Annotated in this window: 16 protein-coding genes; 6 read left to right on the top strand and 10 right to left on the bottom strand. The window is 30.6% G+C overall.

Annotation, left to right across the window (positions count from 1 at the left end; translation table 11 throughout):
- Nucleotides 1-64 precede the first annotated feature (64 nt).
- The gene (gene upp, locus GFV00_RS02700; protein ID WP_160556293.1) at nucleotides 65-724 is read left to right on the top strand and encodes a uracil phosphoribosyltransferase; all 660 of its coding nucleotides are present in this window, start codon (nucleotides 65-67) and stop codon (nucleotides 722-724) included.
- A 141-nt stretch (nucleotides 725-865) separates the two neighbouring features.
- Here the strand turns inward: upp and rpiB are convergent, their stop codons facing one another.
- Together rpiB and uvrA are read right to left on the bottom strand one after the other, a co-directional pair.
- The gene (gene rpiB / locus GFV00_RS02705) at nucleotides 866-1,327 is read right to left on the bottom strand and encodes a ribose 5-phosphate isomerase B (RefSeq protein ID WP_105297045.1); all 462 of its coding nucleotides are present in this window, start codon (nucleotides 1,325-1,327) and stop codon (nucleotides 866-868) included.
- A 401-nt stretch (nucleotides 1,328-1,728) separates the two neighbouring features.
- Nucleotides 1,729-4,551, bottom strand: coding sequence for an excinuclease ABC subunit UvrA (gene uvrA / locus GFV00_RS02710; protein WP_160556291.1), 2,823 nt, complete (start codon nucleotides 4,549-4,551; stop codon nucleotides 1,729-1,731).
- Between the two features lie 395 nt (nucleotides 4,552-4,946).
- Between uvrA and GFV00_RS02715 the strand changes: the two genes are divergently transcribed.
- Nucleotides 4,947-5,618, top strand: a complete 672-nt coding sequence (locus tag GFV00_RS02715) for a trimeric intracellular cation channel family protein (protein WP_255448740.1) — start codon at nucleotides 4,947-4,949, stop codon at nucleotides 5,616-5,618.
- A 128-nt stretch (nucleotides 5,619-5,746) separates the two neighbouring features.
- On the opposite strand, the gene GFV00_RS02720 is transcribed toward GFV00_RS02715, so the two are convergent.
- The 3 genes from GFV00_RS02720 to GFV00_RS02730 form a co-directional block, all read right to left on the bottom strand.
- Nucleotides 5,747-6,397, bottom strand: a complete 651-nt coding sequence (locus tag GFV00_RS02720; RefSeq protein WP_160556289.1) for an NAD(P)-dependent oxidoreductase — start codon at nucleotides 6,395-6,397, stop codon at nucleotides 5,747-5,749.
- 80 nt (nucleotides 6,398-6,477) lie between these two features.
- A complete protein-coding gene (locus GFV00_RS02725) occupies nucleotides 6,478-6,885 on the bottom strand; it encodes an Rrf2 family transcriptional regulator (RefSeq protein WP_160542363.1) in 408 nt (135 codons plus the stop codon).
- A gap of 286 nt (nucleotides 6,886-7,171) precedes the next feature.
- Nucleotides 7,172-7,495 carry a zinc ribbon domain-containing protein YjdM gene (locus GFV00_RS02730; protein ID WP_160556287.1) on the bottom strand — a complete coding sequence of 108 codons (324 nt, stop codon included), beginning with the start codon at nucleotides 7,493-7,495 and terminating at the stop codon, nucleotides 7,172-7,174.
- Nucleotides 7,496-7,754: 259 nt separating this feature from the next.
- Between GFV00_RS02730 and proB the strand changes: the two genes are divergently transcribed.
- Both proB and GFV00_RS02740 read left to right on the top strand, forming a co-directional pair.
- Nucleotides 7,755-8,831, top strand: a complete 1,077-nt coding sequence (proB, locus tag GFV00_RS02735) for a glutamate 5-kinase (protein WP_160556285.1) — start codon at nucleotides 7,755-7,757, stop codon at nucleotides 8,829-8,831.
- Nucleotides 8,832-10,088 (top strand): glutamate-5-semialdehyde dehydrogenase, encoded by a 1,257-nt coding sequence (locus tag GFV00_RS02740; RefSeq protein WP_255448739.1) that lies wholly within the window; start codon nucleotides 8,832-8,834, stop codon nucleotides 10,086-10,088.
- A gap of 291 nt (nucleotides 10,089-10,379) precedes the next feature.
- Here GFV00_RS02740 and GFV00_RS02745 read toward each other — a convergent pair whose 3' ends face one another.
- Together GFV00_RS02745 and GFV00_RS02750 are read right to left on the bottom strand one after the other, a co-directional pair.
- The gene (locus GFV00_RS02745) at nucleotides 10,380-11,723 is read right to left on the bottom strand and encodes an NCS2 family permease (RefSeq protein WP_160542365.1); all 1,344 of its coding nucleotides are present in this window, start codon (nucleotides 11,721-11,723) and stop codon (nucleotides 10,380-10,382) included.
- A 118-nt stretch (nucleotides 11,724-11,841) separates the two neighbouring features.
- Entirely contained in the window at nucleotides 11,842-12,768 is a 927-nt protein-coding gene (locus tag GFV00_RS02750) for a ribonuclease Z (RefSeq protein ID WP_160556283.1), read from the bottom strand.
- Between the two features lie 321 nt (nucleotides 12,769-13,089).
- On the opposite strand from GFV00_RS02750, the gene dctA reads away from it, so the two are divergent.
- On the top strand, nucleotides 13,090-14,391 hold the full coding sequence (dctA, locus tag GFV00_RS02755; RefSeq protein ID WP_105297054.1) for a C4-dicarboxylate transporter DctA: 1,302 nt from the start codon (nucleotides 13,090-13,092) through the stop codon (nucleotides 14,389-14,391).
- Nucleotides 14,392-14,849: 458 nt separating this feature from the next.
- Nucleotides 14,850-16,025: a cysteine desulfurase family protein gene (locus tag GFV00_RS02760; protein WP_160556281.1), complete on the top strand. Its 1,176-nt coding sequence runs from the start codon at nucleotides 14,850-14,852 to the stop codon at nucleotides 16,023-16,025.
- On the opposite strand, the gene GFV00_RS02765 is transcribed toward GFV00_RS02760, so the two are convergent.
- From GFV00_RS02765 to gldJ, 3 genes are all read right to left on the bottom strand, one after another.
- The gene (locus GFV00_RS02765) at nucleotides 15,997-18,840 is read right to left on the bottom strand and encodes a M1 family metallopeptidase (protein WP_160556279.1); all 2,844 of its coding nucleotides are present in this window, start codon (nucleotides 18,838-18,840) and stop codon (nucleotides 15,997-15,999) included. The genes GFV00_RS02760 and GFV00_RS02765 overlap by 29 nt on opposite strands.
- Nucleotides 18,841-18,872: 32 nt before the next feature.
- Nucleotides 18,873-19,388, bottom strand: a complete 516-nt coding sequence (locus GFV00_RS02770) for a Smr/MutS family protein (protein ID WP_160556278.1) — start codon at nucleotides 19,386-19,388, stop codon at nucleotides 18,873-18,875.
- A gap of 77 nt (nucleotides 19,389-19,465) precedes the next feature.
- Nucleotides 19,466-21,115, bottom strand: coding sequence for a gliding motility lipoprotein GldJ (gene gldJ, locus GFV00_RS02775; RefSeq protein ID WP_373455239.1), 1,650 nt, complete (start codon nucleotides 21,113-21,115; stop codon nucleotides 19,466-19,468).
- Between the last annotated feature and the right edge of the window lie 64 nt (nucleotides 21,116-21,179).

Genomic DNA, 21,179 nt, shown 5'->3' on the forward strand with positions numbered 1-21,179 from the left:
GTAGATCAACACTTAGTTTATAAACTTTTAGAGCAAATAACTTATATTTACAAAAATAATATTTATGATAGTCCACGATTTCAGTAAATCTAAATCCATTTTAAATCATTTTGTAGGAGAATTAAGAGATGTTACTATTCAGAAAGACAGAATGAGATTTAGAAAAAATTTGGAAAGAATAGGTGAAATTTTAGGTTACGAACTAAGTAAGACGTTAGAATACCAGACTGTTAACATTGCTACTCCTTTAGGTAGTAAGCCTACAGAATTGATTATCCAGCAACCTGTACTATGTACTATTTTGAGAGCGGGATTACCTTTACATCAAGGAATGATGAATTTTTTTGATCAAGCAGAAACCACATTTGTATCCGCATTTAGACATCATCCGAACAGTAATAAAGAATTTGAGATAGTAGTTGAATATTTGGCAACCCCTTCTTTGCAAGATAAAACATTAATAATTTCAGATCCTATGCTGGCTACCGGTGAATCTTTAGCAAATGTTTATGAAGTTTTATTAAGTCAAGGAAAGCCCAAGAAAGTACATATTGTTGCAGCCATAGGCTCCAAACCGGGAATTGATTACATTAAAACTAAATTACCTGAAAATTCAGAATTATGGATTGCGTCTGTTGATGATGAACTAGATGAAAACAAATATATCGTACCGGGATTAGGAGATGCCGGTGATTTGGCTTTTGGAAAAAAATTATCCAAATAGATAAAGAGGATTGTTTTTTTTAGCTAAAATAATAAAATAAAAAAAAGAGTAACGTTTAATTTAACTTACTCTTTTTTTGATTGAATAATTATTAATAACTATTTAAAAATAAATAAAAATATCTTTTTAAAATTTCAAAATTTATTTTTTGAAATATTCTTCTTCGTAATCACAGATTCGTTGAACTTTTGGAGCAGAACCGCCACCGCTAAATTCTGACTCTAACCAAGTATTCAACAAACTTTTTGCAAGTTCATGCCCAATTACTCGTTCACCAAAACAAATAATTTGTGCATTATTACTTTTTCTTGCTCTTTCAGCAGAAAAAGGATCATGACAAACCGCTGCTCTAACTCCCGGTATTTTATTGGCTGTTATTGCCATTCCTATACCCGTTCCACACGTTAACACAGCTCTTTCAAATTCTCCTGCTGCTACAGCCTTTGCTACTTTTGCTGCAACATCCGGATATAAAACCACCTCTCCTTTTTCAGCACCAAAGTCTTTGACTTCATATCCTAATTTTTCTAAATGATCTTTTAAGACAATTTTTAAAGCATACGCTGCCTCATCGCAGCCTATTGCAATTTTTTTCTTACTCATAATATTGTTTGTGTGTTTTAGTTAAATCTTTATTAAGATTTCTTTAACAAATATAGGTACTATTTAGCAGTTTACCAACAGAAATTTTAATTTTTATTCACAATTGTAAATAATTTTAACTTTAAGTTAGCAAAAAAATATTTTGTAAAAAATTACAATACAATTAAATACATTAAAAAACTCAAGTAAAAATCTGATGAAAATTTTTTATTGATTTCTTAAAATTATCTTAAGAAAAAAATAAATGTTAATAAAATTAATACTATTGAAAAGTAATATTTCTTTATTTCACGGAAACAAATTTTAAAAATCTTGATAGAAATTAAGATAAATAGGTAAATTATGAACGGGGTAGCCGGAGCAATTAATACACAATTTGTTTATAAATAATTTAGCAATAATTATAATTCATCTTTTAAAAATTTTGCAGTATAACTGCTTTTATTTTTAACTACTTCTTCCGGAGTACCTTGTGCAATTATTTTACCTCCTTTATCTCCCCCTTCCAGTCCGATGTCAATAATATAATCTGCTGCCTTAATAACATCGAGGTTATGCTCTATAATAATAATTGAATTACCTAAATTTACCAAACGATTAATTACTTCCATTAAAATTCTGATATCTTCAAAATGTAAGCCTGTAGTTGGCTCATCCAATATATAAATGGTATTCCCTGTTTGTTTTTTACTTAATTCTTTAGCTAATTTAACTCGTTGAGCTTCCCCTCCCGATAGGGTTGTTGATTGCTGTCCTAAAGTAATATAACCTAAACCTACTTCTTGTAAGGTTTTAATGATGTGATGAATTTTAGGGATTGGCTGGAAAAAATCTACAGCTTCATCTATGGTCATATCCAATACATCTGAAATAGATTTACCTTTGTATCTTACCTCTAAAGTTTCTCTGTTAAATCGTTTTCCATGACAGGCTTCACAATGAACATATATATCCGGTAAAAAATTCATTTCAATCAATTTCAATCCGGAACCTTGACAAACTTCACATCTTCCTCCTTTCACATTAAAAGAAAACCTACGCAATTGATATCCTCTTATCTTTGATTCAGGCAATTGAGCAAACAAGTTTCGTATATCTGTAAAAACTCCTGTATAGGTTGCAGGATTGGATCTTGGAGTTCGACCAATTGGCGATTGGTCTACATCTACAATCTTGTCTAAAAATTCTATGCCTTCTATCTTCTTATAAGGAAGAGGTTCTTTTTCAGCACGATAGAAATGTTTGTTTAATATAGGATATAATGTATTAGTTATTAACGAAGATTTTCCACTACCGGAAACTCCGGTTATGCAAACCAATGACCCTAAAGGTATATCGAGGGTTACATTTTTTAAGTTATTTCCTGTACATCCTATCAATTTTAAATGATTTCCATTTCCTTTTCTTCGTTCCTCGGGTATGGGAATTTGTAACTCTCCATTAATATATTTTGCAGTTAATGTATTTGCTTTTGATATATTTTGTGGTTTTCCTTCCCAAACTACCTCACCTCCTCCCTTTCCGGCCAACGGTCCCATATCAATTACATAGTCTGCATTTAGGATCATATCTTTATCATGTTCCACTACTAAAACAGAGTTTCCTAAATCTCTAAGTTTTTTTAAGGAGTCTATTAATTTAATATTATCGCGTTGATGTAATCCAATGCTGGGCTCATCCAAAATGTATAAAACATTGACTAATTGTGAACCAATTTGTGTAGCCAAACGTATTCTTTGAGATTCTCCACCGGATAAGGTCTGCGAGGGCCGATCCAAACTAAGATAATCTAAACCAACGTCAACTAAAAAACTAAGTCTCTTGGAAATTTCTTGAATTAAATCTTTAGCAATTTTTTGGTTATTTTCAGATAATTTTGAAGGCAATTCATGAATCCATTCACTTAATTTTTGTAAAGAAAAACGGGCTATTTCCGAAATGTTTTTGTTATCAATCTTAAAAAATAAACTTTCTTTTTTTAAACGAGCTCCCTCACAAACCGGACAAATTCTGTCTTCAAATACCTGAGTTTTAAATTTTTGAGATTCTTCTTCATCTTTTCCAGTGGACAAACGAGTTATATAATCAATGATTCCTTCAAAATTTACTTTATAGGTCTTCTTAATTTGAGCATAATCTAAATCTAAGGTAACCTTATCATTTATTCCATAGAGGATTTCATCTTTTGCCTGTTCTGAAAGTTTTTCCCACGGAGTAGACATTGTAAAACCATTCTTTTTTAGGATAACATCTATTTGAGATAAAATCCATCCGGTATGACTAAGTTCTTCAAAAATTGGAAAAACGTTTTTGTCAAAAGATAATTTGGGATTGGGCACCAACTTATTTATATTGATTTCCTTAACTCTTCCTAATCCGTTACAGTGCTCACAAGCTCCTTTAGGAGAATTAAAAGAAAAAGTATTTGGCTCGGGCATTTGGTAAGAAATCCCGGTACTGGGACACATTAAATTACGACTAAAATATTTTCCCTGCTCCTCTCCTTGCTTCAAAAGCATTATGGTACCCTCTCCATATTGCATGGCTAAACGTATCGACTGTATGATTCGTTGAGTATTCTCTTTTGTATCTATAATCAGCTTATCTATTACAACCTCAATATCGTGAATTTTGTAACGGTCTAACTTCATATCCGGAACAATATCCAATAATTCTCCATCAACTCTAACTTGTAAAAAGCCCTTTTTAGCAAGATTTGCAAACAACTCTCTATAATGTCCTTTTCTTGATCTAATTAAAGGCGCTAAAACCAACACCTTTTCTCCTGAAAAATCCTTATAAATTAAATCAGTAATTTGATCTTCCGAATAAGTAACCATTTTTTCCCCCGTCTTGTATGAATATGCGTCCGAAGCTCGGGCATATAACAATCGAAAAAAGTCATACAATTCTGTTACGGTTCCTACAGTTGAACGTGGGTTTTTCGATGTGGTTTTTTGTTCAATAGCTATAACGGGAGATAATCCATCTATTTTATCTACATCCGGACGATCTAAAGTTCCCAAAAATTGACGTGCATAGGCTGAAAATGTTTCAATATATCGTCTTTGACCTTCTGCATATATTGTATCAAAAGCCAACGAAGATTTTCCACTTCCGCTTAAACCGGTAATTACTACTAATTGATTTCTGGGAATTTTAAGAGAAATATCTTTGAGGTTATGTTCTCTTGCTCCATAAATATTTATATAATCCTGATTCATTATAGGTTATCTCAAGTTAATTAATTAACTGACTTAAATTATAGTAGTGCGCAAAGATATGAAAATTTGCTTCTTTTTATTTAAATCTGTAGTTAACATATTATGTATAAATAACACAAATAATCATACCAAATCTTTGACATATATATGTTCTGAAAAATTAGGTAAATTTGAACCTATAATTAATCATCAAGGGTTATTCCAATTTTATAAAATATACATTACAAGCAAGTAGTAATGAGATAATTAAATCCCGTATTTTATAGAGGAAATAATTCTTATATATCCCTCTAATTAAAAGTTTTAGTTTTTGATATTTTATAATTTTAACCAATCAAAATTTAGTTAATTAAATTAGTAACGTTCAAACCGGCTAATGCTAAATTATTGTAATTTTGCAAGTTTTAATTGAATTGATAACCATGAAAGAATACGTTTTTGAATTAGTTCGACAAATCCGCTTCGTTGACATTATTGAATTTATAGGAACATTTGCCTTTGCAATCAGTGGTGTTCGGGGTGCTGCAACAAAAAAATGCGATTGGTTTGGTGCTTTTGTTTTAGGTTTTGTTACTGCCGTTGGAGGGGGAACCTTTCGAGACCTTCTTTTGGGTATAACTCCTTTTTGGATGCTTAATAGTATTTATGTATGGTGTACTCTTTTCTCTTTGTTATTTTATATATTTCTACGTGAGCATCTTAATCATTTAAATAGTTTCTTTTTTTGGAGTGATAGTATCGGTCTTGGATTATTTGTTGTGGTAGGCGCTGAAAAGGCCATGTTGCTAGGATATGACTCTTGGGTCATAGTGATTATGGGAACTATTACAGCTGTATTAGGTGGAGTAATTCGTGATATTCTTTTAAATAAAGTCCCTCGAATCTTTAAGCGTGAAATTTATGCTTCTCCCTGTATAGTTGGAGGTATTTTTTTTGTAACGCTTCAATTCTTCAACTTTAATTTACCTTTTATTAGTGCTGTAACTATCGGAATTGTAGTTTTATTAAGATATATAGCAGTTAGATGGGATTTGCAAATCCCTAAACTTAAAAGTGAAAAACTTTAAATCATTTTATGCCTTTACTTTATAACCTAAATTTATAAATTAATTAAGAAGTTAGACCATTTCATTTTAAAAATTTAAAATATACATTACTATATAAAAAGAAAAAGGGAGTTTAAACACTCCCTTTTTTAATATCCTATGGTAAATCTTTGTTGATGATGTTTTGGATTTTGAAGTTCGTCAACCATAGCTTTCGCATAATCCTGAACAGATATTTTACTGTTCCCTTGATCATCTGTAATAAGGTTATCTAATCCTAAACGATATTTTCCTGTTCTTTCTCCCGGCTCTATAGTTCCGGCAGGTGAAAAGAAAACCCAATCTAGTTCTTTTTCCGGTAAAAATTGATCTTTTAAGACTAATGCTAAGGCTTTAACTCCCGGTAAAATTTCGTCCGGAATGGCTCCTGAATCTACAACGGTTTTACCCGGAGCTACCAATAAGCTTCCTGCTCCACCAACCGCTTGTAATCTCTTAATACCCGCTTTTTTAACTGCCTCAATTATTGATTGATATCCTTTTATTGTATCATCGTAAATATTGGGATTAGTCCAGCCCGGATTATATGCACTTATTACTGCATCATTATTTTTTAATACTTCAGCTAATTTATCTGTGTCAAATACATCTGCACTTACCACTTTTAAATTTTTATCGTCATTCTTAATTTTATCAGCCGAACGAACGATTGCTGTTACTTGGTACCCTCTGCTCAGTAATTCTTTTACTAATTGTGACCCTATAAATCCTGAGGCACCTATTAATGCTACTTTTTTCATAATTTGTATACTAATATTAATAATTTATTCTTTGATAACTTATTTTCATATAATAAATGAGATTTCCATATTTGTTTTCCCTAAAATTTCATGCTGAAATCTAGAAGGGTTACTCCTTCCAGTTTTTTAAATACTACCTCTTCAATAGTTTCATTCAATTCGCTAATGTTTTCATTAATTTTTTTTCCGACACAACATAAAGGATTGGGAGATGGTAAAAGTTTTCCTACTAGCGATTGATTGTAAACACTTAAATAAATTTCAGACAATGCAATTTTTTCAGGAGATTTTAATAATCTACTTCCCCCGTTCTTTCCTTCTTTTGTTTCTATAAAACCATGTTTTTGAAGGTTTGTTAATTCATTCCTGACTATAACAGGATTAAGATTTAAACTTCCTGCTATATAAGCTGACGGTAGCCATTGATCCAAATTTTTTGCCAAAAGAGTAAGTATATGCATGGAAACTGTAAAATGGCGGTCATTCATTACTGTAATATTTTTAATTACAGTTCAAATATAAGCTTTTTTTATAAAATATTTACATATTTATTAAGTTATTTAATATTTATTAAAATAAATTAGTAAACTATTATTCTAATTATTTTGTATTGTCTCTATTTCAAAATGAATTAGTTTCCGATATATAACTTTTATTTACTTGTTATACAGACCTTAAAAAAATAGATTTTAAAAAAGGAATTCAAAGAAATGTTACAACAAAAAAAGAGCTACTAAAGCAGCTCTTTCATAAGTATAAATATATTTATAAATTTTATTTCTTAAGAAAACAGGTCTTTAAAACAATACTTGAACCGTCAATTTTACAATCTACTTCTTCCGGATTATGAGTTAATCGGATGCTTTTTACTTTAGTTCCTCTTTTAATTACCATAGAAGAACCTTTTACTTTAAGATCTTTAATGACTGTAACCGCATCTCCATCTTGAAGTTCAGCTCCGTTGCTATCTTTAACTATTGAATTACCTGCCGATTCTTCTCCCGACCATTCATAAAAACAATCCGGGCATACGTAGGAAGTACCATCAAAATAAACATTTTCCATTGAACATTTTGGGCACTTTAAAACATCTGTCATTATTTTTTCTTTTTAAAGATTACTAAATTTAATTGGGTTGCAAATATAACTTATTTAAACGCAGAGAACAAATATTCAATTTACTATTACATTTATATTATTCTTTTTTCTAATTATTTACAAAGTATTTTTCAAAATTTTTAAAAACATGTATTTATAATTTTTTTTATAACTATATAAATTATTCTTTAATTTATAAGATTCTTTTTGTCAAAATAAAAAAGTTTACCTTTGTTTTATTTCGACAAATTCATTTACCATGAAAGATAGAATTGTTGTAAAGATTGGAAGTCAGCTGTTAACCCGTAATGATGAAACTTTTGACATTACCCAAATGTCTGATATCGTCGATCAGATTGCCGAATTACATAAAAATAATACGGAAATCATTCTGGTATCATCCGGAGCGGTAGCGTCCGGTAAAAATGAATTTAAAATCCATTCAAAGCTTGACAGTATTTCAGCTCGCCAGTTATATTCTTCTGTTGGACAGGTAAAACTAATTCATAGATATTACGACCTATTTAATCAACACGAAATTCTATGCGGACAAATCTTAGCAACTAAAGAAGATTTTTCAACACGCAGGCATTATCTAAATCAAAGAAATTGCATGAATATTATGCTTGAAAATCATGTGATTCCAATTGTAAATGAAAACGATGCGATTTCCGTTAATGAACTAATGTTTACGGATAACGACGAATTATCAGGCTTGATAGCTGCTATGATGGATTGCAAAAAATTGATCATTTTAAGTAATATCGATGGAATTTACACCGGCGATCCTTCAGACCCTGAATCTAAGCTTATAAAAGAAATAGACAGTTCAAGTGATTCTGTTGAGGATTATATACAATCTAAGCGGTCGACTACCGGAAGGGGCGGAATGAAAACCAAATATAATATAGCTAGAAAAGTAGCAGAAGAAGGTATAGAAGTTATTATCGCCAATGGAAGAATAAAAAACATCATTTCTCGACTTGTAAATGGCGTTGACACACCTTCCACACGATTTATTCCCGCGTCTAAAGAAATTTCGGGCGTAAAAAAATGGATCGCCCATTCTGAAGGTTTCGCTAAAGGAGAAATACATATTAATGAAGGAGTAAGAAAAGCTTTATTAAATTTTAAAGCCGTCAGCATATTGCCTGTAGGCATAACTCGGATAGTCGGAAATTTTGAAAGTGATGATATTGTTCGTATTATTGATCACACCGGAAAACAAATTGGAATAGGCCGATCTTCCTATTCCAGCGAAAAAGCGAAAGAAATTTTAGGACAGGCCAACAACAAGCCGATCATACATTACGACTATTTATATATTGAAAAATAAATGATGTCTTCTATACAACAAAATATTTTTACCTCATCCGTTAAAGCGGTAAATGAACTAAATTTAGTTGATATTGATAAAATCAACCAAGTTTTAGAAGTTCTTGCCAAAGAAACTGAAAATTCAATTCCCTATATTCTTTCTGAAAATAAGAAAGATATAGAAAGGATGTCTACTTCCGATCCGAAATTTGATCGGTTGCTTTTAACTGAAGAACGCATACAAGATATAGCAAAAGATATTCGCAAAGTTGCCTCTCTTCCCTCACCTGTAGGAAAAATAATTTCAGAAAAAATTCTTTCCAATGGTCTTAAGTTATCTAAAATTACGGTTCCTTTCGGAGTTATAGGAATTATTTATGAAGCCAGACCGAATGTAAGTTTCGACGTATTTTCTTTGTGTTTAAAATCGGGTAATGTTTGTATTTTGAAAGGAGGCTCTGATGCTTTTTTTTCTAATACAGCGATTGTTTCGATTATTAAGAGAGTTTTACTACAGGAGGGATTGAGTCCCGATATTTGTAATTTATTGCCCGCTGATCGTTCTTCGACTTTACAATTATTGAACGCATGTAATTATGTTGATCTTCTTATTCCGAGAGGAAGTAAAGAGCTTATTAATTTTGTTCGTGAAAATTCGAAAATCCCTGTAATCGAAACCGGTGCAGGAGTATGTCATACTTATTTCCACCGGGAAGGTAATTTAGAAATAGGAAAAGAGATCATCTTTAATGCTAAAACGCGAAAAGTTAGCGTTTGCAATTCGTTGGATTGCTTACTTATTGATAAAGAAAGAATACAGGACCTTCCCGAATTGTGTAAAAAATTAATTGAGAAAAAAGTAGTTATTTATGCGGATGAACCTGCATACGCTCAATTAGAAAACTCTTATCCATCCAATTTACTGCATAAAGCAACTTCCGCAAATTACGGAATGGAATTCTTGGATTATAAAATGTCTATAAAAACGGTAAATTCTATTAAGGAAGCAATTGAACATATAGCGAACTACGGATCCAAACATAGCGAAGCAATAATAAGTGAAAATAAATCATGTATAAAAATTTTTGAAAAGCTGGTAGATGCCGCTTGTATTTATGTTAATACTTCTACTGCCTTCACAGATGGCGCACAATTCGGAATGGGTGCAGAAATAGGGATCAGCACGCAGAAAATGCATGCACGAGGTCCTATGGCTCTGGATGAATTATGTTCTTATAAGTGGATTGTAGAAGGTAACGGTCAAATAAGACCGTAAATAATTTAGATAGTAGCTATACCATTTTTATTTCTTAAATTAATAAACTTTTCGGTTTTTAAATTCAGTATAAAAATTGGAATTTAAAAAAGATGAATGATTTATCTTTATATGTAAAAAATTTCATTAAATATAAATTTTGAAAATAATAAAAGGCAATGGATGAATTAAATTTTAATTAGAAAGTAAAATTTAATTCATCCATTACAAAATATATATTTAGTAGAATAAATTCTTAATCAAATATATCTTTCTATAAATTATTTATTTTTCCATCACCGTTTTTCAATCTCATCCTAAAATCTTCGAAGCATCCAAAACTATTTTCACTAAAAACAATAACGAAACAATATAAACCGTTGGAGTAACCTCTTTTCTTCTGCCTCCTAATACTTTTAATAAAGTAAAGCTTAGCATACCAAATACAATACCTTCCGCTATACTAAATGTAAAAGGCATAAAAATTATGGTTAAAAATGCGGGTAAACCTTCCGTGATATCATTAAAATTAATTTTTACAACAGAAGAAATCATAAAGAGACCGACAATAATTAATGCCGGAGCTGTGGCAGCTGCCGGAACCAGTAAAAATATAGGAGCTAAAAATAAAGATAAAAAGAACATCAAAGCTGTACTAACTGCTGTAAGACCGGTACGTCCTCCGGAGGCTACTCCGGAAGCACTTTCTACATATGAAGTAATCGTGCTGGTACCCAAGATCGCTCCAACCGTCGTTCCCAATGCATCAGACAATAATGCTTTTTTCATTTGAGGAAAATTTCCTTCTTCATCCGTGAATCCCAATTTAGATACAACTCCTATTAATGTTCCAATCGTATCAAACAAATTAACAAATAGAAAAGTGAAAACTACAATCAACATATCCACTGAAAATATTTTGTCCCATCCTTCAGAAGAAAACATTGGTTCGACAGCTTTACCAAATATCGGTTCAATGGAAGGAGGCATGCTTACCAATGAACCTGGTAATTGTATGTCGCCCAACAAATAGCTGAATAAAGTGGAAACTACAATTCCCGCTAAGATGGATCCATTTATATTGCGCGAATGAAGTACAGCCGTAACCAACAATCCCGCAAAAGCAATCCATACCGAATGTTGTTTAAAATCACCTAAAGCAAGAAAAGTATTGGGATCTGAAACAATGATATTCGCTCCTTTTAGTCCAATTAAGGTAATAAATAATCCAATTCCGACAGGGATTGCCTCTTTCAGTACTCTAGGAATGCTTTTAACTATCATTTCCCTGACATTCAAAAAAGTAAGAATTATAAATATAAGCCCCTCTATAAAAACAGCTGTTAGAGCAAATTGCCAAGAATATCCAAGTCCTAAAACTACAGAAAAAGCAAAAAAGCTGTTCAGTCCCATTCCGGGTCCTTGAGCTATGGGCAATTTTGCCAATATTCCCATTAACAACGTCGCAAAAATAATAGCTAACGTAGTTCCTGTAAAAAGAGCTTCTCTATCCATTCCCGTTTCCGATAAAATACTAGGATTGACAATCAAAGCATAGGACATGGTTAAAAAAGTGATGATCCCGGCTACTAATTCTTTTTTAATAGTTGTACCATTTTCGGATAGCTTAAAATATCCGTCTAGAAAAGTTTTCATGTTATCAGTTTAGTTTAGTTTAGTAAAAAGCAAAAGTACTAACAAATAAGTAATATTGGTTAGTGTTTTTGTGTGTAAAGGCTGCCTTTCCACTCATTTAATCAATTGCATTTTTTATTTAATTAATTATCAGTTCATTAAAATCTAAAGTTAAAAGCTCTTCGGGTAAAATCGTATTAAAAAAGACTTGATTGGCTTCTTCTTTTAGTATGGATATATCGGTATAACGATTGGAAAAATGCCCTAATATTAATACTTTAACGTTTGCCATTTTTGCTATTTCTGCGGCTTGATGTGCTGTGGTATGTCCTGTTTTAGAAGCTAATTCTCTTAATTCATCTAAAAAAGTAGCTTCATGGTATAAAACATCTACCCCTTTAATTAACGGGACTATATTGGGACTGAATTTAGTATCTGAACAAAAAGCATAGCTGTAAGAATGTTTAGGAGGAAGGGTAAGATACTCATTTTTTATGATATCTCCGGATTGAGTTATAAAATCTTTACCTAATTTCAAATTATGATAATCGCATACTTCAATTTCGGGATTGTATTTAATTACATCCATATTAAGCCTTCTCGGCTTTACTTTTTCTTTAAATAAAAACCCATTGGTGTAAATACGATGGTTTAATGGAATCGTCCAAACACACAATTTATTATCTTCATAAATTAATTCACTTTTTAAAGAAGTCAGTTCAATAAAGTTAATATCAAAATGATTACTACTCTCAGTTAATAGTAATTGAATTTCAATTAATTTTTTAATTCCTTTAGGCCCATAAATGGTTAAAGGTTCGGTTCTTCCCAATAAATGAAAGGAAGATATAAGCCCGATCAAACCAAAAACATGATCGCCATGCAGATGAGAAATAAATATAGTATTTATATGGGTAAATTTTACTCTTGCTTTTCTAAGTTGTACTTGAGTCCCTTCTCCACAATCTATTAGAAAATATTGGTTATTACATTCTAATAACTGAGATGTAGGATTGGTACGAACAGTGGGAACCGCTGAGTTATATCCTAAAATAGTAAGTTTCATAAATTTTAAGTTGTATTTTTGAGTTTTTACAAACTATTACCTTACTAATATTTTTCATAAAAATACATGATTTTTTTCATTTGATAAATAAAAAATTAATTTTTAAGGCACTTTTTTTTACGCTTTTTTTTCATTTTTAACGCATTTTTTAAGAAAAATAAGTGAATTTTTAATGAATTTTTTCTTAATTAAATTAGCGCAAAATACTAAATTTCAAACAATTACATTTTCAAAAAATGTTTTTTAAAGAAAAAAATTACAATTTATAACAATTCAAATATATTATTCATATATTACTGTCCTTAATAAAATAAAAACATTATGAAAATACTTAAAAGTCTTTACGTACAAGTAATAATTGCTATAATTATAGGTATTCTTATTGGATATTTTTTCCCAAGTGAAGATATTATAGTTAATGGAGTTAAACAACACAGTACGGGACTTGGTGAAATGCTAAAACCATTAGGAGACGGATTTATCAAGCTAATTAAAATGATTGTAGGACCTTTGATTTTCTGTACCATTGTGCTGGGTATTGCAGGAATGGAAGATACTAAGAAGGTAGGTAAGGTTGGTTTAACAGCTATTGTTTATTTTGAAATTATGACAACAATAGCTTTAATCATTGGCTTGGTTTTCGTTAATGTGCTAAAACCCGGAAACGGCATGCATGTAGATCCTTATGCATTAGATTCTTCATCTATGTCCCATTATATAGAAAAAAGTAAAGAAGATCACGGAATTATTACGTTTATTTTAGATATGATTCCTGAAAATGTTATTGCTTCAATTGCTTCTAATAATTTACTTCAAGTGTTGGTATTTGCCATTCTTTTTGGTTTTGCCATGACGAAAATTGGACCTAAATCTTCAAAACCGGTTCTATCCGTAATGCAATCTTTCCTGGATGGACTTTTTGCTATTATAAAAATAATTATGTATCTGGCACCTTTAGGAGCCATGGGTGCTATGGGATATACCATTGGAGTTTACGGATTGAAAGCATTGAGTAATTTAGGAATGTTAATCTTATGCTTTTATCTAACGTGTATTGTTTTCATTTTCGGAGTTATCGGAGCAGTTCTTTATTACAATAAAGTCAACATATTCAAATTTATTAAATATATTAAAGAAGAACTTTTAATAGTGCTCGGCACCTCATCTTCCGAATCAGCATTACCGGGAATTATGAGCAAGATGGAGAAGATAGGATGTTCTAAGTCTGTCGTTGGTTTGGTTATACCAACCGGCTATTCTTTTAATCTCGACGGTACTTCCATTTATCTTACCATGGCTGCTGTTTTTATTTCTCAAGCTTTAGACATGCATTTGAATTTACAACAAGAAATTACGCTTCTTTTAGTATTGCTTTTAACCTCAAAAGGTGCAGCCGGGGTAACAGGAAGTGGTTTTATTACTCTTGCCGCTACCCTACCGGTAGTAGGACATGTACCGGTTGAAGCTGTGGCGTTAATATTCGGTATTGATAAATTCATGAGTGAAGCAAGAGCTTTAACTAATTTAATAGGTAATGCAGCAGCTACTATTGTTGTTGCCAGAAGGGAAAATGAATTTAATTACGATAAAGCTGAAAGCATATTAATATCCAATAAGTCTTAAGTGTGATTTTTAATTTATTTTTAAAAAATATAATTTGTTAAATAAATATTATCATTTTTTTGGTAAAATTATAAATTAAAAATAGATTTGTATAAAATATACTAGTTTTGAAAGTCCTGGTAGATAATTTACTAGGGCTTTCTTAGTAAATTTTCTATTTTTTACTTCGACTTATTTATAAATATTCTTTTTAACGCAGGCTTACGTAAATTTATGAACATATATTTTTTATTTTTGTAATACTATGGATTAGCATAATATTAAATTTTTTAAAAGAAATTTGAAATTTTAGATTAATAAAATTTATTATTAGAAAATATAAAAGTTTTACTATGTTAGTTTTTATTTATATTTTAAATGTTAATCTTATGAAGTAATTTATTTCGATAAATAAATTATCTTCAAGCATTTAAAATAGAATACGAGCAACTTTTGAATTATAATTAAGCAATTAACCAATGAAAAAAATATATTTAGACAGTGCCGCTTCAACCATTATAGATGAAAGAGTTATTGAAGCAATGATTCAATCTATGAAAGAAGATTTTGGTAACCCTTCTGCTATACACAGCTTTGGGCAAGAAAGTAAGTCAAAAATAGAAATGGTCAGAAAAAATATAGCTCAATGGTTGCATGTAAATCCTAATGAAATCATTTTCACAAGCTGCGGTACTGAATCTAATAATTTAATTTTACGTTCTTGTATAGAAAACTTATCCATTAAACGAATCATTTCTTCTCCCTTAGAACATAAATCTGTTTTGGAAACCATCAGAGATCTAAAAGAAAAACATCCTGAAATTGAAGTTGTTTTTCTTCCCTTGAAGAATAAAAAAGGAGATTTGGATATTGCTTTTTTAGAAGATTTATTAGAAGAAAATACTCCTACATTAGTTTCTTTGATGCATTCCAATAATGAAATTGGAAATTTAACGGATATTGATTGTATTGCTCAATTATGTAAAAAATATGGAGCTTTATTTCATTCAGATACTGTTCAGACCATGGCTCATTATCCTTTAGATTTCTCTAAAACACCCATTGATTTTGCTTCTTGCAGCGCCCATAAATTTCATGGTCCTAAAGGAATAGGAATGGCTTTTATAAGAAAATCAAGCGGTTTAAAAGGTATTATTACCGGAGGAACACAGGAGCGTAATTTACGAGCCGGAACCGAAAATGTTTACGGGATTGTTGGCTTAGGTAAATCTTTTGATTATGCTATGCAAGAATTAAAGGAAAGAAGAAGGCTAATTGAAGATTTAAAACAATATACGATTGATCAATTGTCTAAAAATATACAAGGGGTTTTGTTTAATGGGCATGGAACAGATTTTACTAAAAGTAACTATACACTTTTAAGTATTTTACTTCCTTTTCCCAATACTTTAGTTGGTTTTCAACTCGATATGAAGGGTATCGCCGTTTCTCAAGGAAGCGCCTGTGCTTCCGGTGCTTCCAAACCGTCAAAAACCATGTTGCAGCTTTATACTGAAGAAGAATTAAAAAATACAACGACGTTACGCATTTCATACAGCCATTATAATACAAAAGAAGAAATAGATGTTTTGATCAATTTTCTTTCTGAGATACAAAAGAATTTAACTAATACCATCCCCGCCGAAAATGGGTAACCACCGCGCTTAAGTTAAAATTAAAGGTAAATCGAATATGGGATAAATAATTATTTTTTGCCGGTTCAAATCCCAACGTTGATTGAATGGGTAAATACAATTCTAAAAATTCAGGTATTATGTTCAATTTAACTCCTGAATCGTAGATAAAATACGTAGATTTCTTTTTATTCGAATACAATCCCATATCTGCATATAAGTCAAAAGGCTTCCATAAATGTATTTCTCCATTTAATGAAGTAATCCATTTATTGGCTGATTTATCCAACATGGATTTAAACCCTCCTTCAGCCATTATATATTGTTGATAAAACAATCCACCGGTTGCAGATCTTCCTAAATAATCCATGTAATTGAAACTATAATCTGTGATATGATCTACTCCGAAATCAAAGTAAGTAGAATTGGAATGATTGTTAATAAAATATCCTCCAAAATAGCGTAAACTTATTTTTTTATTCGGCGCATATTCATGTCTAAAATATATTTCTGTACTTATTTTATTGAAAATATTAGAATGTTGGAAGTTCGTTTTACTATACCATTCATTGATGATTCTTTTATCTGAATGCGAATACGACAGATCCAGCAGATTATAATGGGAATAATCATTTTTTTCAAGAATTTTAAACGGATCTTTTTCTCTTTCAACACTATTAAATGAAATTCCTATGGTTCTGTTAATATCTGATCTGGGCCTCTTTTTAAATATAAGATTTACATTTCCTGAATATTTTTTATAACTCAAATTCTTATCATAATGATAATAAGTATATCCTGTTCCCATAGACATTCTTCTGAATAAGCCCTCTTCCATATCGTAATTGTAATTTAAGGCACCTGAACCCGTTAAACTTTTGGTTCCTGTGGAATAGGTTGGAGAAAATGAATATTCAAAAGGTCTTGAAAATGGAGAACTATTATAAAAACGTAATCCTAGTATAAATTTATCGTAATTGTTCCAGTTTATATTGGGTTCATAAAAAATTTGTGTATAATTAGGATTATCAACGTCTGCATAGAATTTCATTTGCAATTTCTTTCTGTTCTTATAGATACCCTCTGTATTCAATAAATTATCATTATCGTTAATTTCCGGAAACAGGTAATTTTTATTTATAAGTAAACGATCATATTCTCCATTTTTAAATGAATATAAAGAATCTTTATTGGTTGAAAACACCCATTTCTGATTGATTATCTTCTTGTTTTTTTCTCCCGTGATTAATATTGGAATCGGTAAAGCCGTTTTATTAGTGATACGTACTTTTATAGTATCTTTTTCATACTTATCCTCATAAAATTTTTTAATCTTAAAATTAATACGATCATTGGTAACTATATAATTTTGAAAAAACCATGCTAAATTTTTTTGAGAGTTTATTTCTAAAATCCTTTGAAAGTCTGATGAAGTAATTTCACGATCTTTTCCTTCTTCTATAAGCTTTTTAACTGAATTTTCGAAAAGATCCGCTCCCAAATAGGCGGATAGAAAATTAAAACTTAATCCCGATTTAAATCCACTAATTATATACTGGTTGATATTGCTCAATTCTAAAAAATCTTCACTTATCGGCTGATCATAATTTTGAGTTGCTATATATCTATAACCTAATTTATATCGATCGGTTATAGGAACTTTAGATATGAAAAAATATTGTAACGGTTTAATTTTTATTATGCTAAGTTCTTTAGGAAGATTACCTAATAATTTAGTGTCAGGATAATACTTCTTTAAATAATTTAATTGATAATAAGTTAGCAAACCGTTAGGTATCCAATGATATTTATTTTTATCCACTTGTATTACCTGATTGATAACTGAATAGGCTATTTGCTGAAACATTTTAAGATCAATTTTTACATCATCAGGAAAAAGTTTCCATTCTTTTAAACCCAATAATTTAATATCATCAACTCCTATAAAATTGCGATCTTTTTTAATTTTAGAGCTAATTAATAATTTTGAGGGTAGTTTGCCTAATTTTTCATTTAAAAATAGTAATTCGCGTTTAATATTTTTATAATAAATTTCTTTAAATTCTTCATTAATGGAATATCCAATTACTACTTCGGTTTGCGATCCGTTTATAGTATAAATAAAAGAAATTGGTTTATTTTTAGTAAGGATCATAGTCACAGCATCACCGGATGTTCCCTGTAATTGATTTTCTCCCGCTTTTGTAAGATCTCCATCCATATATAAACCCATAGGATAGTAAAAGTTAATAGTATAATTGGTTTTTCTATAGGGATTAAACTCAGTATCGGTAAATGGCTCCAATTTGGGTTTTGAATTGATAAAATCTAGAGGCTGTATAAAAAAGTTTTTTAATACATAAGTACCTTTCGAAGAAAATCCATATCCGGTAATTTTATTGGAAGGTATTTTTATATTATAATTTAAATCCAAAGATATACTATCATTGGGTAATAAAGGAGAAAAAAGATTTACTTCGTAAAATTCAAAATCTCTAAGTAAAAAAACGGGTTGTCGTTTATTTATAAAGATGGTCAAATCATTGATTCGACCTCTATCCATATATTTAGAAAAATATAAAGTTTTATTTCTATCCTCTAATTTTCGTTTTCCTAATACCGTATTAGTATTAGAATAGGAATTAGCGGCTGCGTGTAAATATATTTTATCTAAAGTTATACCCGTATTATTATAAAAAACGATCTTTTGTTTTACGGATATATTTTTAGTTAGGCTGTCTAAGGTTGCTGATATAAGTATTTTGTCACTTTGTGAAAAGCACAAAACAGGTAAAATTACTAAAATTATATTCGATAAGATTCTTAGAATTTTCATAGTTAACAGCAAGAAGTCATAGCAGATGATTACTATTTAAATCTTATTTCAACGGCTCCAAAACGATATTTAATTATATCTGCTTCAAAATATTCAATATCATTCATACTATTTAATATTTTATAAATTTCTTTTTTTAATACTCCTTTTCCCTTGCCATGTATTAATATTAACTTCTTAACCTTATCTTTCTTGGCTGATTTTATTTCCTCCATAGCTTTATTAATTTGCTTTTCAAGCATTTGATGAGGCATCATGTTTTTAAATGAATCAACAATATTTCCTATATGCAAATCAATAATTCTTTCTTGTATAATTTCTTTTGCTACATTGTTTGTCTTTTTAGAAGTTACATCTTCTTTTTTAGCATTAAAATCGGTAACTTCAGTATACATGTTTGCATATTTATCATAGGCAATTAAGTTATTTAGTAAATGTGTAACTTCAAATCCATAAGAATCTAGTAAAACTGCTTTATTTCCTATAAAATTTTTTATAGTAAAAATTCCTTCTTCATCCAGTAGTTTAACTTTATCCCCGATCTTCATACAGATTGAATTAATAAATAAGGCTATCTTGAGGATAGCCTTATTTGTGTTGTTTATATTATTTAATTTATTTTACATCATTTTCTGGGAACTCTATTGCTGGCTCCTCTTTTGGTTCTTTTAGAAGAAGATTCTTTACCTTTATGATCTTGAGCTACCCTAAATCCAACCCATACGGCAGACTCATTTTCAAGCATATACCTTCTTTGTCCCGGATCTAACCAATAAGCGGTATCATTCCAAGATCCTCCTTTAATTACCCTTAAATCATTACTGATTTGAGAAGTTCTTTGTTTGGAATCTTTATCTAACACAACTCTTCCGTTTTTATCTACTGTCCAGTTTCTAATAGGTGAATTGTAGTAATTAAAAGTACCGGTTGAATCAACACGACCATCTCCCGATTCTAAAGATGATTGTAAGTCTCCATCTCTAAAATTTCTTGCATCATCTACAATCTCTGTTTCAAATTTTCCTGATAAATTTCTATACAATTTTCTTCCGTCTGCCAAAGTATCGTATTGAATTGAACCGTCATCAACTTTTTTAAATCTTCCGGGATTTCCTTCTTCACTAATAAATTGTTGATAAACGTTTCCTCTATAATAGTTGAAATCATTAAAATCAGTATCTATTAACGGTCTATAAACGTCTTGTGTCCATTCAGCAACATTTCCATACATACCATACAATCCAAAAGGGTTGGATGGATATGCTCTAACATCGGAAGTAATTGCATTCCCATCATTAGCCCAACCTCCACTACCGGAATAATCTCCTTGTCCACCGGATTTAAAATTATCCAGGAATTGACCTCTATTTCTTCCTTTTTTAGCACGCATTCTATTGATCATTACGTCTTTACCTTCAATGATGTTATACTGTCTGTTATCTGCTTCAGCCAGTGCAGCATATTCCCATTCAGCTTCTGTAGGTAATCTGAATTTTTGTACTAAATTTCCTTGAGCACTTTTATTAACTGCTATAATTCTTTCATTTTTGCTGGTTATACCGCTTTGTTTAGCGATTTTATCTTGATTAACAATACCTTCCAATTCAGGATCATTGTATTTATATTTTTCAACATTAAATGAATTTGAACCCACATTATTGGCCGGATTACTATAAAAATCTTTTGGGATAATACCTTTATTCATTAATTCTCTTTCATTGGCTCTATCGGTCAACCAATCACAATATCTTTGTGCTTGTAACCAACTTACTCCAACTACCGGGTAGTTATCAAATTGAGGGGCTCTGAAATAATCTTCTGAATAAACATCGTTTCTGGACAATTTATTTTTCCAAACAAGAGTATCAGGAAGGGCTCCATAATAAATATCTTTATAATTCTCATCCGTTGGTGAATATACATACTTTAACCAAGTTACATATTCACGATATTCATAATTTGTTACTTCAGTTTCACCGATAAAAAAAGATCTTACTTGCATTCGGTTAGGGGTATTGTTCCAATCATGCATTACATCGTCTTTAACTAATCCCATAGTAAAAGCTCCTCCTTCCACGAAGACCATTCCAACCCAACCTTTTTCAGTCTTTTTCTTTTTACTATAAAACCAGCCGTTTCTATCATTGGCCTTCCATCCGGTCAAACTTTTTGTATTTTTAGTTCCACCGCCAGGTTTAGTTCTCCCACCACCGCAACTAACTAATGCTAAGGAAATTGAAGAAACAACGGATATTAATAATATGAATTTCCCGATTCTCATTGTATTTATTTTCATAATTAAGATCATGCAAAAATAATATAATATTACTGAAAGAAAA

Source organism: Apibacter sp. B3935, assembly GCF_009827705.1.
Taxonomy (GTDB): domain Bacteria; phylum Bacteroidota; class Bacteroidia; order Flavobacteriales; family Weeksellaceae; genus Apibacter.